Annotated in this window: 19 protein-coding genes and 1 tRNA gene; all 20 read left to right on the plus strand. The window is 39.8% G+C overall.

Annotated elements, in window-relative coordinates:
- The first annotated feature begins 120 nt into the window (after positions 1-120).
- The 20 genes from QM460_RS01545 to QM460_RS01640 all read left to right on the plus strand — a co-directional run bounded on the left by QM460_RS01545 (position 121) and on the right by QM460_RS01640 (position 11,636).
- Complete coding sequence (locus QM460_RS01545) at positions 121-447, plus strand: hypothetical protein (protein ID WP_414288979.1); 327 nt, start codon at positions 121-123, stop codon at positions 445-447.
- Positions 425-928, plus strand: a complete 504-nt coding sequence (locus QM460_RS01550) for a DUF1642 domain-containing protein (protein ID WP_414288981.1) — start codon at positions 425-427, stop codon at positions 926-928. The genes QM460_RS01545 and QM460_RS01550 overlap by 23 nt, the downstream gene beginning before the upstream one ends.
- Entirely contained in the window at positions 925-1,350 is a 426-nt protein-coding gene (locus tag QM460_RS01555; protein WP_414288982.1) for a DUF1492 domain-containing protein, read from the plus strand. The genes QM460_RS01550 and QM460_RS01555 overlap by 4 nt, the downstream gene beginning before the upstream one ends.
- Positions 1,351-1,490: 140 nt before the next feature.
- Positions 1,491-1,561: transfer RNA gene (locus QM460_RS01560), tRNA-Trp, on the plus strand.
- 69 nt (positions 1,562-1,630) lie between these two features.
- Positions 1,631-2,065, plus strand: coding sequence for a terminase small subunit (locus tag QM460_RS01565; RefSeq protein ID WP_414289127.1), 435 nt, complete (start codon positions 1,631-1,633; stop codon positions 2,063-2,065).
- Positions 2,049-3,329 carry a PBSX family phage terminase large subunit gene (locus tag QM460_RS01570; RefSeq protein ID WP_414288984.1) on the plus strand — a complete coding sequence of 427 codons (1,281 nt, stop codon included), beginning with the start codon at positions 2,049-2,051 and terminating at the stop codon, positions 3,327-3,329. The genes QM460_RS01565 and QM460_RS01570 overlap by 17 nt, the downstream gene beginning before the upstream one ends.
- A 59-nt stretch (positions 3,330-3,388) precedes the next feature.
- Entirely contained in the window at positions 3,389-4,861 is a 1,473-nt protein-coding gene (locus QM460_RS01575) for a phage portal protein (protein ID WP_414289128.1), read from the plus strand.
- Positions 4,827-6,359 (plus strand): minor capsid protein, encoded by a 1,533-nt coding sequence (locus QM460_RS01580; protein WP_414288986.1) that lies wholly within the window; start codon positions 4,827-4,829, stop codon positions 6,357-6,359. The genes QM460_RS01575 and QM460_RS01580 overlap by 35 nt, the downstream gene beginning before the upstream one ends.
- A gap of 1 nt (position 6,360) precedes the next feature.
- Positions 6,361-6,570: a hypothetical protein gene (locus QM460_RS01585; RefSeq protein WP_414288987.1), complete on the plus strand. Its 210-nt coding sequence runs from the start codon at positions 6,361-6,363 to the stop codon at positions 6,568-6,570.
- Positions 6,567-6,980: an HD domain-containing protein gene (locus QM460_RS01590; RefSeq protein WP_414288988.1), complete on the plus strand. Its 414-nt coding sequence runs from the start codon at positions 6,567-6,569 to the stop codon at positions 6,978-6,980. Before QM460_RS01585 ends, QM460_RS01590 begins: the two co-directional genes overlap by 4 nt.
- 41 nt (positions 6,981-7,021) lie before the next feature.
- Complete coding sequence (locus tag QM460_RS01595; protein ID WP_247931629.1) at positions 7,022-7,159, plus strand: hypothetical protein; 138 nt, start codon at positions 7,022-7,024, stop codon at positions 7,157-7,159.
- A 170-nt stretch (positions 7,160-7,329) separates the two neighbouring features.
- The gene (locus QM460_RS01600) at positions 7,330-7,926 is read left to right on the plus strand and encodes a DUF4355 domain-containing protein (RefSeq protein WP_414288990.1); all 597 of its coding nucleotides are present in this window, start codon (positions 7,330-7,332) and stop codon (positions 7,924-7,926) included.
- Positions 7,927-7,929: 3 nt separating this feature from the next.
- Positions 7,930-8,820, plus strand: a complete 891-nt coding sequence (locus tag QM460_RS01605; protein ID WP_414288992.1) for a phage capsid protein — start codon at positions 7,930-7,932, stop codon at positions 8,818-8,820.
- A 12-nt stretch (positions 8,821-8,832) separates the two neighbouring features.
- Positions 8,833-9,183, plus strand: coding sequence for a phage head-tail connector protein (locus QM460_RS01610; RefSeq protein ID WP_414289129.1), 351 nt, complete (start codon positions 8,833-8,835; stop codon positions 9,181-9,183).
- A gap of 11 nt (positions 9,184-9,194) precedes the next feature.
- Positions 9,195-9,473 (plus strand): hypothetical protein, encoded by a 279-nt coding sequence (locus QM460_RS01615; protein ID WP_414288994.1) that lies wholly within the window; start codon positions 9,195-9,197, stop codon positions 9,471-9,473.
- Entirely contained in the window at positions 9,470-9,814 is a 345-nt protein-coding gene (locus tag QM460_RS01620) for an HK97-gp10 family putative phage morphogenesis protein (RefSeq protein ID WP_414288995.1), read from the plus strand. The genes QM460_RS01615 and QM460_RS01620 overlap by 4 nt, the downstream gene beginning before the upstream one ends.
- A 6-nt stretch (positions 9,815-9,820) precedes the next feature.
- Positions 9,821-10,180: a hypothetical protein gene (locus QM460_RS01625; protein ID WP_414288997.1), complete on the plus strand. Its 360-nt coding sequence runs from the start codon at positions 9,821-9,823 to the stop codon at positions 10,178-10,180.
- Positions 10,181-10,199: 19 nt separating this feature from the next.
- Complete coding sequence (locus QM460_RS01630) at positions 10,200-10,784, plus strand: phage major tail protein, TP901-1 family (protein ID WP_414288999.1); 585 nt, start codon at positions 10,200-10,202, stop codon at positions 10,782-10,784.
- A 67-nt stretch (positions 10,785-10,851) separates the two neighbouring features.
- The gene (locus QM460_RS01635) at positions 10,852-11,325 is read left to right on the plus strand and encodes a tail assembly chaperone (protein WP_414289001.1); all 474 of its coding nucleotides are present in this window, start codon (positions 10,852-10,854) and stop codon (positions 11,323-11,325) included.
- Between the two features lie 74 nt (positions 11,326-11,399).
- On the plus strand, positions 11,400-11,636 hold the full coding sequence (locus QM460_RS01640; protein WP_414289003.1) for a hypothetical protein: 237 nt from the start codon (positions 11,400-11,402) through the stop codon (positions 11,634-11,636).
- Positions 11,637-11,654 lie beyond the last annotated feature (18 nt).

The raw sequence follows: 11,654 nt of genomic DNA on the forward strand, positions 1-11,654 counted from the left end.
AGAAGATAGCCGAGTATTCGAAGACGTGTGATGCACGAAAGAGACGGATTAGGGCGCTTGAGCGCGATTTGTTGAAGAAAAAGAATAAAGAATTAAGACGGAAAGTTAAGGAGTTGGAAGATGAAATATAAAGTGACAGAATACCATTCAGATTTTCAAGAAGAACAGACTGGCACTTGCGAATTGTGTTTTGGTACAGCGTGGGTTGAAAATGGTTCAATAACTGTTGAAGATGAAAATGGAACTGAAACAGAAATTTATTTAACTGTTTGGGATTGGGGCGATTACGACACAATCTACATTGATAATGTGGTTAATTTCTCAGCTTGGTTGCAAGAAAGGGAAGTTGACCCAATCGTTGAAGAAACCGAACCTTGGTCGTGGTTGCATGAATTGGTAGAAAAATATAATGAGGAGTTAGAAGATGAATGTACAGCGATTAATTGAGAAGTATAAAAAACTTGAGGGTGTATGGGATGCCGAAGGAGCAGAACTAGCTCGTCAAATTTTTCTACAAGATTTGGAACAACTAGACGAACTAGAAAAAGTTACTATTCCGCAGTTTGTGGCGGATTGGATTGAGGTTTGTAAAGAACATTTAACAACTAGTCTATATACTGCTATGAATCCAGACTTTATGAAAGAAAACAACCAAAGTTTCGATTTTATATTATGGATGAAAAAGACGAGCAACCAAGAACTCTTCGCTCGAGCTTGGCTTGACGGCTACGAGGTCGAGAAAGAGAAGCGGTATACAGTAGTGATGAAAGAGACAAAACAACCGCTATATTATAATCCTGTGGATAAGAAACTATTCTTCTCTATGGGCGGCCTAGCTACAAACTTTACCCAACAACAACTTGAAGCAGCTGGCTTCGGCTGGGTATTTGATTGCCCTGGCATTGAGATTAAGGAGGTGGACGATTGACGATAAATATTAAACAACGATTAAAAGCGTTACAGTATATTGATATTAAAGCAAAGTCAAAACATCAGGAAATTATTAGTCTGAAATCGAGTATCTTACAAGGACAGCAGTTTAATAATATGCCAAAGTCGAAGAATAACAAAAACCAATCAGAAGAATTAAATGTTCTGATTATTGATAAATCAGAACAGCTATATCAAGAAATTCAGGACTTGTATAAAGAACGTGATGAGCTGGTGCAAGCAATCGAGTCGCTAGACGATCCGGTAGAAAATATCGTGATGCGGTTATTTTACATCAATGGTATGACATGGAATGAAGTCGGCGCTAAGTTAAAATACAGTAGAGGTGCTATTCAAAAAATTAGAAAGTCTGCCTTTGAAAATTTATCTAAAAATTGTGAACGAAGTGAACTAAAGTGAACTTTTAATGTGATATTATGGTATTGTCAGCAAGTACGATAAAACGGATTGATGACTCCTGTAATGTTTAACGGTATCAGGGTAGTAGGCTGGTGATTTCCTCTTTGTATTATTTAGTTCAATCCCTGGTATCGTTATTTAGATTTTTAGTGTAGTGGTAACACAACAGTCTCCAAAACTGTTATCGTGGGTTCGATTCCTACAAAGTCTGTGAGAGGTCTTGCATCAAGTCACACATTGTGTGGCTTTTTGTTTTGTAAAAAAATGGAGGTGATGGAAAATCGCTAAACTAACTTTAAAACAACAAAGATTTGCTGATGAGTACATCATCAGCGGGAATGCAACAGGGGCGGCTGTCAAAGCGGGATATAGCTCTAAGTATGCGAACACGAACGCTTCTAAGCTACTACAAAATACTGCAATAAAATCCTATATAGACGAGAGACTGGCTCAGCTTGCGTCTGAGAAGATTGCAACACAGGAAGAGGTGCTTACTTACCTAACTTCAGTGATGCGAGGAGAGACGCAAGAGCAGACCTTGATAAGCATTGGAGAACTAGGTCAAACGATTACGGATATAGATGTCGGAGCGAAAGATAGAATTAAGGCGGCTGAACTACTTGGTAAACGTCACAGGCTTTGGACAGATAAACAAGAAATAACTCAACGAACTATCGAAATTAAGGTAGGTGATTGGGATGCTGACGAAGACTAGGCCGAAAATCAATATTGTTATTCAATATCCTAGCAGAGTTTTTAACAAGCATATCTATGACAAGCTGACGGATTATTCAACCTTTACCGAAGTTCACTACGGTGGTGCTTCAAGCGGAAAGAGTCACGGAGTTATTCAGAAGGTAGTATACAAGGCTTGCCAGGATTGGAAATACCCTCGTAAAATTCTCTTTTTGAGAAAGGTTGGGTCAACGGTTTACGACTCAATCTTTGAAGACGTGAAACAGTGCTTAGATTCTTGGTGCTTACTTGACAAGTGCAAGGTCAACAATTCAGCATACCGCATAGAGTTGCCAAACGGTGCACAGTTTATTTTTAAGGGATTAGACAATCCGGAAAAAATCAAATCTATCAAAGGAGTGTCAGATATCGTCATGGAAGAAGCATCAGAATTTACGCTTGATGATTATACGCAGCTGACTTTGCGCTTGCGTGACAGAAAGCACAAGCAGAAACAAATCTTCTTGATGTTTAACCCAGTTTCAAAAGTCAACTGGACCTACAACGCTTTTTTTGTTAAGAAGCCAAAAAACACGGTTGTTTATCATACGTCATACAAGGATAATCGCTTTTTAGACCAAGTAACCATCGAGAATATCGAAGAGTTGGCCAATCGTAACGAAGCGTACTATAAGATCTACGCTCTGGGCGAGTTCGCAACTCTGGACAAGCTAGTCTTTCCAAAGTATGAAAAAAGGTTGTTAAATAAAGACGAGCTGGCGCATCTGCCGGCTTATTTTGGTCTTGACTATGGCTTTATCAACGACCCGTCAGCTTTGCTTCATGTAAAGATAGACGATGCTAACAAGCGCTTATATGTTGTTGAGGAGTTTGTAAGAAAAGGATTGACAAATGACAAGATTGCGGAGAGTATCAAGGCTCTTGGATATGCTAAAGAGCAAATCAGAGCAGATAGCGCAGAAAAGAAATCCAATCAGGAATTGCGAAATCTTGGAATTCCTCGGGTTATCGATGTGCAGAAAGGTCCTGGATCGGTTATGCAAGGGATCCAGTATCTCTTACAGTACGACTGGATAGTTGATGAACGATGCGTGAAGCTGATTGAAGAGCTTGAAAATTACACTTGGAAGAAGGACAAGAAGACAAATGAATACATCAACGAGCCGGTTGATAGTTACAATCACTGCATCGATGCGATCAGGTATGCTTTGCAAGATAGGATTTTACAAAGCAAATCAACACAAGACCGTATGAAGAATGCGTCTTATTATTTTAGGAGGTAAAATTGGAAGTTAAATTTTTAAATGGCACTCGCTTTGACAGTAGATCAAACGAGCACTTTATGATGATGCTCGAAGACTTTGAAGCTATCGAATACGGTTCTGATAATTGGATTGAACAGTTAAAACGCTATGTGAATCGTCACAAAACAGAACAACAACCACGATTAAAAGAGCTGAAGCGTTACTACAAAGGCGATAACAATATCAAGTATCGACCTGCTAAAACGGATGAAACTGCGGCAGATAATCGCATTTCTAGTGATTTTGCTAAGTATATTACTATTTTTGAACAAGGTTACATGCTGGGAAATCCAGTCGAGTACAAGAATGAGAACAAAGCAATCCTCGGCAACATCAAAGACTTTTCTGCTAAAAATAACGAGAAAAAACACAATTCATCAATCAAGAAAGACTTGTGTGTGTACGGTCGCGCTTATGAACTTTTGACTGTAACGAATCGAGATGGCAAGGCTTGGGTCAAGCTATACAAGTTAAAACCAGAAGAGACTTTTGTTATCTATGATGATACATACGAGCAAAACTCACTCATGGCTGTTAACTACTACGATATTGATTATGGAGGTAGTAAGCGTAAGACGATTATAAAAGTCTATACTGCAGATCGTATCTACAGCTACGAGTGGAAGTCCACGGATAGCGATAAAATGGCGCTTAAGGATGAACAAGAACATTACTTTAAAGCCGTACCAGTTAACGAGTATAGCAATAACGAGGATCGTTTAGGTTCTTACGAGTCGGTTTTGGATAACATCGATGCATACGACTTGTCACAGTCTGAACTCGCTAATTTCCAGCAAAATAGCAACGATGCTATCTTGATGATTAAGGGGAATCCGTACACAGGCGCAGAAGAGAATGACTTCTTGGAAGATGGACGAATCAACCCAAATGGTCGTTTGTATGTGTCGCAGGCGTATAAAAAAGCGCAAGTCCTTATCTTGGACGATAATCCAAACCCGGGCGGAGCTAATCCGGACGCTAGCTATTTAATCAAGTCGTATGATAGCCAAGGTGCAGAATCATACAAGCAGCGTCTTGTAAATGATATTTTACGCTTTACATTTACACCTGACACGCTAGATAACAGCTTTGCTGGTACGCAGTCAGGCGAGTCAATGAAATACAAGCTTATGGCTAGCGATAACTACAGGGAGCAACAAGAAGACCTGTTTGAAGCAGGTCTCATGCGTCGTTTGCGTTTAGCGGTTAATATTTGGAAGATTCAAGGTAACGAAAATACAGCATACGAACTCATCAATGAAACATCTGTAGTTTTTAGTCCGAACGTTCCACAAAATGAAAAAGAAATCGTCGAGATGATTAAGTCGTTGTACGGAATTGTCAGCGACCAGACTATTTTCGAATTGTTGAATCAAGTGACTGGGGTAGATGCTGCAGATGAGCTGGAACGTTTGAAAGAGCAAGAAGCCCTAGAACAGCCTGAACTACGGCTAGATCCAGTAAATGAGGTGGTCGATGATGAGCAAGAAGCTGAACAAAAACCATCTTGATTACTGGTCAGGTCGTTCAGATGAAATTTTCCGATACTTAGATCGAAAAGATATTGATTTTTTTGCAGAATTAAACAATGTCTATCAAGAGCAAGCTAACGAAATGCAAAAGGCATTTTATGATTTTGTCAGCAAGTATTCTGAAAATGGCTCAATGAGTTATCAGGAGGCGCTACAACGCTTGAAAGGTACCGACCTGTCAGATTACCGAGAGAATGCCAGAAAGTATCGTGAGCAAGCTGAGAAAGACCCAGAATTGCTTAAAAGATTGAATGAACAATATGCATCTTCTAGGGCGACGAGGTTAGATGCTTTGCAGTTAGATATGCTATTTCGCGCAGGGGTCGCAAGAGGTCTTATTGCTGATAAGTTTGAAAGCTATTTGCAGAAAATGGCTCTCATGGGCTATAAAAAGGCTATGGGTGGTCGGACTGGTGCAATCAATGAGCCAGCTTTAAAAGAATTAGTTAAAACGCCTTTTAACGGTTACAATTATAGCCAACAGCTGTGGGGAAATACAGATAATCTGGTAAAGGATTTGAAAAAAGTCTTAAAGACTGGTTTTGTTCGTGGAGATCACCCTCGAACAATGGCGCGTGATTTGGCACAGAAGTATAAAGTAGCCAATAGTCGAGCTGAAACACTCATCAGAACAGATGGGACGATGATTGTCAATCGTGCTGCTATCCAGCGCTACAAGGATGCGGGATTGAAATACTATCGTATTTTGGTTCACCTAGATAACCGAACAACTGAAATTTGTAAAAGAATCCGTGCAGAGGATAAGCGGTATCTGATTGATGAAATGCAAGCTGGAGTGAATGCCCCGCCTTTTCATTTTAACTGTCGATCTGGTGTAATACCGGATGAGGAGGAATTGGATGGAAGCCTTGAAAATAATTCAAACGAAGTGTATAATCTAAGTATGAGAGACGGAACAGCTGAATACCACAGTAAACAACTTTTGGATCGAATTTCAAAGATAGAGCCAAAAATCACAAGCGATATGCAACGTATTGCTGGTGAAAATAAACTCGCTGGTCTTGAATTTCGAAAGAAAACAGCTGAGTCGTTAGCTCGTAAAATTACAACAGATAGCCAAGCTGAAAATATAAGTTTATCAAAGGCTGCAAGTAAAATTAACGATGCTTTGCGGTATACAACTATTTTCGATCCCGATACTTTTGCAAAAGAGTATTTAAAGATGAAACAGGAGCTTATTGCAGAGGGGTATAAAGTTGTTAAAGTAAAAAATACTTGGCTAATAGATGGACCATATAAAGGTGTGAATACAGTTGTTGAAAAAGATGGTATCAACTTTGAAATGCAGTATCATACTCAGGAAAGTTTTGATTTAAAGAATGGTTCATTACATGAGCTTTATGAGAAGTATCGTGATACGAGTACATCTGATCGAGAGCGCATGAAATTATTTAAAGAAATGCTTGATTTAAGTAATGGACTTGAGATTCCTAAAAATATAGAGAGGGTGAAGTGATATGAAAAATATTAAATACTACCACACAACGACGAATAATCCTCAAGTACTTCGTTTAATCGATGGTGTCATGCAAGTTTTTGACATCGAAAAAAAGTGGGTTGATAGCATTGATTGGTTTAATAAAATCTTTTTCAATGACTTCACGGATTTCGAAGAAATTCCAGAAAAGGATGCATTTGCTTATATTGGTAGGATGGTAGCGGCATGATTGATATTGCCTTAGCTATTGCTAAAAAAGCACATGCAGGGCAGGTAGATAAAGCGGGTGTTGATTACATACAGCATCCTCTCTATGTAGCCAGCCAAGTCAAAACTGAACAAGAAAAAGCTGTCGCTCTTTTGCATGATGTGATTGAGGATAGTGATGTAACTGCTGATGATTTATTGGCGTCGGGTTTGTCAAATGAAGTTGTTACAGCAGTACAAATTTTGACAAAGAAAAAAGGTCAAAGTTATCAAGAATATCTCGAAAAAGTGAAATCAAATAATTTAGCAAGAGTTGTAAAACTTGCAGATTTGAAACACAACTCAGATTTATCACGTTTGAAATCTGTTACCAATACAGACTACGAGCGTGTTCAAAAATATAAAAATGCAATTCACTACTTAAGCACTTAGAATAATCTAGGTGCTTTTCTTATACTCAGAAAGGAGATAAAATGTTTATTTGGAATTTGGTATCTATCACAGCAGGCGTAATCGTCCTGCTCGTTTTATTAGTTGTAGGCTATTCAATTATCAGTGGGATGATTGATGGAATCAAAAAATCAATGAAAGAAGGTGATCCAGAGTCTTGACTTGCAGGAATAGACTGCTATAAATTACTGTAAATTGCTATAAACCGTGTCGATTTCGATACGGTTTTTCTATTGTCCAAACTTTGCTGAAGACTTTAAAAGCTGCATTGTTCCGTCGCCGGACGTAAAGCGAGATTATCGAGTGGCGACGTAATCGCTGGAGGACAATCATGTCAGAAGAAATCAACGGAACTGTATCTACTGAATCAACTGAGACTGTCGACGCTCAGAACGAGAAAGTAGAAACAGAATCAAATGCAGGTAACGAGAAGCACGAACGCACTTTTACCCGCGCTGAAATCGGAAAAATGTTAGCTGCTGAACGCTCTAAATGGGAAGCTGAGCAAGCTACAGCACTTGAACAGGCTAAAAGCGAAGGCGAACGCCTGGCTAAGCTGACTAAGGACGAACGCGCTAGAGAAGAAGAAGCGAAACGAATCGCTGAATTGGAAAAGCGCGAGCAGGATATAGCTGAACGTGAGATGAAACTAGCGACACAATCGCTCTTGGCAGATGAAGGATTGCCACAAGATTTTTTGGATCATGTGCTAGCTCCGACGGCTGAAGAAGTGAAAGCTAAAATCACAGCTTTGCGAACTGTATTTGATAGCGAAGTTGAAAAGCGTGTGAACGAACGACTGGTTCAGAGCGCGCCTCGTCGTGGTACTACAACAGGAATCACGAAAGAACAAATTATGGCAATTGAAGACACTGACAAACGTCAGGCTGCAATTGCTGAAAATATTGATTTATTTAGAAAGGGCTAGAACATGGCTGAACAAAAACTAACTACAATGGCTAACTTGGGTGAAATCAAGTCTATTGATTTTGTCAACAAGTTTTCTAAAAACATCAACGATTTACTGACTCTTTTGGGAGTTAGCCGTCGTCAAGAACTTACAAACGATCTTAAAATCCAGACTTACAAATGGACTGCCGATGTAAACGCGACAAACCCGGGCGAAGGGGAAGATATCCCGCTTTCTCAAATGGTGCGCACTAAAGAAGATGCTTATGAAGTGGCGTGGTTCAAGAAACGTCGTTCTGTATCTGCTGAAGCAATTGCACGTCATGGTGCATCTGTTGCTATCACAGAAGCTGATACACGTTTGATGCGCGAAATCCAAAACGGAATCAAAGAACAGTTCTTCACATTCCTAAAAGCTAACCCAACAAAGAACAAAGGAGCTGGATTGCAAGGGGCTTTGTCTCAAGCATGGGCTAAAATCGCAGCTTTCAACGAATTTGAAGGCTCTCCAATTGTTTCTTTTGTTTCTCCTGCGGATGTAGCGACATACTTAGGCGGTGCAAGTGTTGGAGCTGATGCATCTAATGTATTTGGTATGACGCTTCTCAAAAACTTCCTCGGGATGCAGAACGTCATCGTAATGAACGGTGTGCCAGAAGGTAAGGTTTATACAACAGCAATTGAAAACCTTGTATTTGCTAACTTGAACGTTGCAAACGGTGATCTTGGTGGATTGTTTGCTGACTTCACAGATGAAACTGGTTTGATTGCAGTTGCTCGCGACCGTGCACTGAAAAACCTCACTTACGAATCTGTATTCTTCGGTGCTAACGTACTCTTTGCAGAAATTCCTCAGGGTGTCGTAGAAACGACTATCGAAAAAGTGGCTCCTGCAGCAGTACCTGGAGGGTAATCAATGACAGCGATTGATACGGATGAGGTTTTGAAAGAGATCAAATTACTAAAAGGGGTAAGCGATAATGCGCAGGATGAGTTGCTGGATTTGACTATCAAAGAAAGTATTGAGCGCATCCTTGCCTTTGTCAATCGCTATTCCGAATCATCAATTTCAGAAATTCCAAACAATGTGGCCTACATCGTCCGTGATGTGGCAGTGAAACGATTTAATAAACTGAACTCTGAAGGAGCTAAAGCTGATAGCGAGGAAGGACGTACTTTCACTTGGGAAGACAATTATTTGTCCGAAGATGATAAGCAAGTTCTTATTTCTCTCGCTACCAAAAAGCGAGCTCGAGGAGTTGCACGCTTCATTTAGGAGGTGATTCTATGATTTATAGCCAAAGAGTCATTTTAATCAAAGAAGTAGAGCCTAAGGACGAGCTTTTTGGAGACACAATTCAAAATGAAACTGGTCCTCTGCCGTGTCAGGAAAGCTCTCTGACGAATGCAGAACAAATGGGTATTTTTGGGAAGTACAACCTTGATAGCTTTAAACTACATCTTCAAGGGATTCACACGGGTTTCTCAGAGGTCATTTACAAAGGTAAACGTCGAAGTATCCAAGGTAAGAAACATCACAAAAATAGTACGGTGATTTATCTATGAGCATAACATATCGTGTGAAGGGATTGGATAGATTTCTGCGCGAGACACAGAGAAAAGGACGACAAGCCCCTATTGCTGTCGATAGAGAATTGAATCGCTCCAGTCTACGAGTCGAACGTTTGGCTAAGCTATATGCTCCTTGGGATACAGGTTGGTTGAGTGAAAGCATATACTCGATGCAAGAAAAAATGCTTGGTTATAAAGTCATTTCGCCTATTTTTTATTCGATATATGTCGAGTTAGGGACACGGAAAATGGCCGCACAACCTTTCATGGAACCAGCGATGAGAGAGGAATATCCAAAATTGATGAATAACCTTAACAAAATGTTTAGGAAGTAGGTGACGATGAATTCTCCAACAACTGAACTATTAAACAGCTTAAGAAATAAATTGAAACCCTTGAATGTTCCAATCCATTTTAAGCTACCTAACTCGTCCGTAACCGAGCCTTTTTTGGTGATTGGAGGAATTGCATCTGACACATCAAAAACGGCGCAGACGGGGCTGATAATCGAAGACAGCACGGTTCAGATTGATATTTACTTGCCTGGTAATAAAAATCGGGCATACGCTGAAGATGTAAAATCGCAGGCTATTCGATTATTAGGGCGCAACACAAGAACTACTTCAACTATATTGATGGATAACTCAATCGGTCGTGAGGTCTATCATATCGTTATCAAGACGACCGAAACGATATTATAAATAAGGAGGTCCTAGCTAAATGACTGAAAAAGGACAAGTAAAAATTACAACCGCAAAACCAATCGTTGGTAAGAAAGTATTCTACTTCATCCAATCAATCCACGCTGAAAAAGGTGAAGGAGCATTACTTCCTGCTTACCGTACAGATGGAACAACCACTCTTGGTGGTGAATACCAGGATGAGCAAACACAACAAGGTCGCTTGCTTGAAAAATCAAGTGATGAGCACTCAATCGAATTGACTCAATACTTCGCTCCGATGGATCCATCAATCAACGTTGTCTTAGACGCGCAAGCTAAGGGTGAGTCAATCAAGATTTGGCGCGTAATCGTGGATGAAAGTGTTAAGGAAAAAATTGGGGAAGATCCAAACAAAAAAGATGCTTACCCTGCCAAGTTTGGCTATGCTAAAATCACTGATGATGTGGAATTCAATGATGGAGTGGAAGAATTCGTTGAACTTTCATACACTGCTGGTATCGTTGGCCGTTTACAAGACGGTAAATTCCCACTGTCTGCTGAGGAATTGGCTGTGTTGAACAATATCTACGCTTACCAAAATCCAGGCGAAACAACAGGCGACTACGATAACATCCAGCGCTAATCTATCTAAGGAGGGGTGACTGTCAAAGGTCACCTTTTTATTTTGTTTGTAAAAGGAGTATATACACATGGAATTTAATGTTGCAAAAAAAATCGTTGAAATCAAATTTGATTATCGCTTAATGTTCAAAATTGACAAAGATATGGCGACTAAAGATGCAAACGGCCAGTCGGCTGGAAATGGTGTTGGTGCGTTATTCTTCAAAATTGTCAATCGTGACGACCAAGGGATTGTTGATTTGATTCAATATTGTGCAAGTAAAAAAGGTAAAGCAGTATCTGAAGATGAAGCTTTGGCAGCTATTGAAGCACGATTTGAAAAATCGGAAAGTGATGATCCTCAGGAAGAACTATTCCAGGAAATTGAAGAAGAAATGGTGCAGTCAGGTTTTTTCAAGAAGAAGATTTTGAAATATATCGAAAACATGAAACTTGGGCAAGAATTGGCACAAGCTCAAGCGGAAGCTGGGGATCAAACAGCAGAGGCTCAAGTCAAAGCAATTTCAGAAATTATTGGCAAGATGGAAAACGCGGTATCTTAACAGAATGCGCTAAGCTCGGTCTTACAGACCAAGAAACAATTTTAAATTGCAACAAGTGGGAGCTTGATGCAATTTTGGAGGGGCTTTACTATAGACAAATTGAAGAGCGCGAAGCTCTTTCGGGTCTAGCTCTTGAACTGAGATATACATTGAACGCGAAAAAAGTCGATGCGAAGAAACTCAGTAAAAAGAGAGACAAGGACAAAGTCCGAAGGGTTTTCCATCCTGATAAAAAGAAAGAAATCAAAAACAAAAACGATTTTGTGGCATTGCTTGAAAAAGCGAGCCAGATGTTTGCAAATAGAAATTAGATACAGAAGGAGGTGGAT

Source organism: Streptococcus infantis, assembly GCF_047464415.1.
Lineage (GTDB): Bacteria > Bacillota > Bacilli > Lactobacillales > Streptococcaceae > Streptococcus > Streptococcus infantis_AE.

Bases quoted from the DNA above. Each gene is read 5' to 3' on its own strand.
- QM460_RS01625 (WP_414288997.1), top strand. From the start codon at position 9,821: ATGAATTCTCCAACAACTGAACTATTAAACAGCTTAAGAAATAAATTG.
- QM460_RS01605 (WP_414288992.1), top strand. From the start codon at position 7,930: ATGGCTGAACAAAAACTAACTACAATGGCTAACTTGGGTGAAATCAAG.
- QM460_RS01585 (WP_414288987.1), top strand. From the start codon at position 6,361: ATGAAAAATATTAAATACTACCACACAACGACGAATAATCCTCAAGTA.
- QM460_RS01580 (WP_414288986.1), top strand. From the start codon at position 4,827: ATGATGAGCAAGAAGCTGAACAAAAACCATCTTGATTACTGGTCAGGT.
- QM460_RS01620 (WP_414288995.1), top strand. From the start codon at position 9,470: ATGAGCATAACATATCGTGTGAAGGGATTGGATAGATTTCTGCGCGAG.
- QM460_RS01595 (WP_247931629.1), top strand. From the start codon at position 7,022: ATGTTTATTTGGAATTTGGTATCTATCACAGCAGGCGTAATCGTCCTG.
- QM460_RS01575 (WP_414289128.1), top strand. From the start codon at position 3,389: ATGATGATGCTCGAAGACTTTGAAGCTATCGAATACGGTTCTGATAAT.
- QM460_RS01600 (WP_414288990.1), top strand. From the start codon at position 7,330: ATGTCAGAAGAAATCAACGGAACTGTATCTACTGAATCAACTGAGACT.
- QM460_RS01550 (WP_414288981.1), top strand. From the start codon at position 425: ATGAATGTACAGCGATTAATTGAGAAGTATAAAAAACTTGAGGGTGTA.
- QM460_RS01635 (WP_414289001.1), top strand. From the start codon at position 10,852: ATGGAATTTAATGTTGCAAAAAAAATCGTTGAAATCAAATTTGATTAT.
- QM460_RS01590 (WP_414288988.1), top strand. From the start codon at position 6,567: ATGATTGATATTGCCTTAGCTATTGCTAAAAAAGCACATGCAGGGCAG.
- QM460_RS01570 (WP_414288984.1), top strand. From the start codon at position 2,049: ATGCTGACGAAGACTAGGCCGAAAATCAATATTGTTATTCAATATCCT.
- QM460_RS01545 (WP_414288979.1), top strand. From the start codon at position 121: ATGAAATATAAAGTGACAGAATACCATTCAGATTTTCAAGAAGAACAG.
- QM460_RS01630 (WP_414288999.1), top strand. From the start codon at position 10,200: ATGACTGAAAAAGGACAAGTAAAAATTACAACCGCAAAACCAATCGTT.
- QM460_RS01615 (WP_414288994.1), top strand. From the start codon at position 9,195: ATGATTTATAGCCAAAGAGTCATTTTAATCAAAGAAGTAGAGCCTAAG.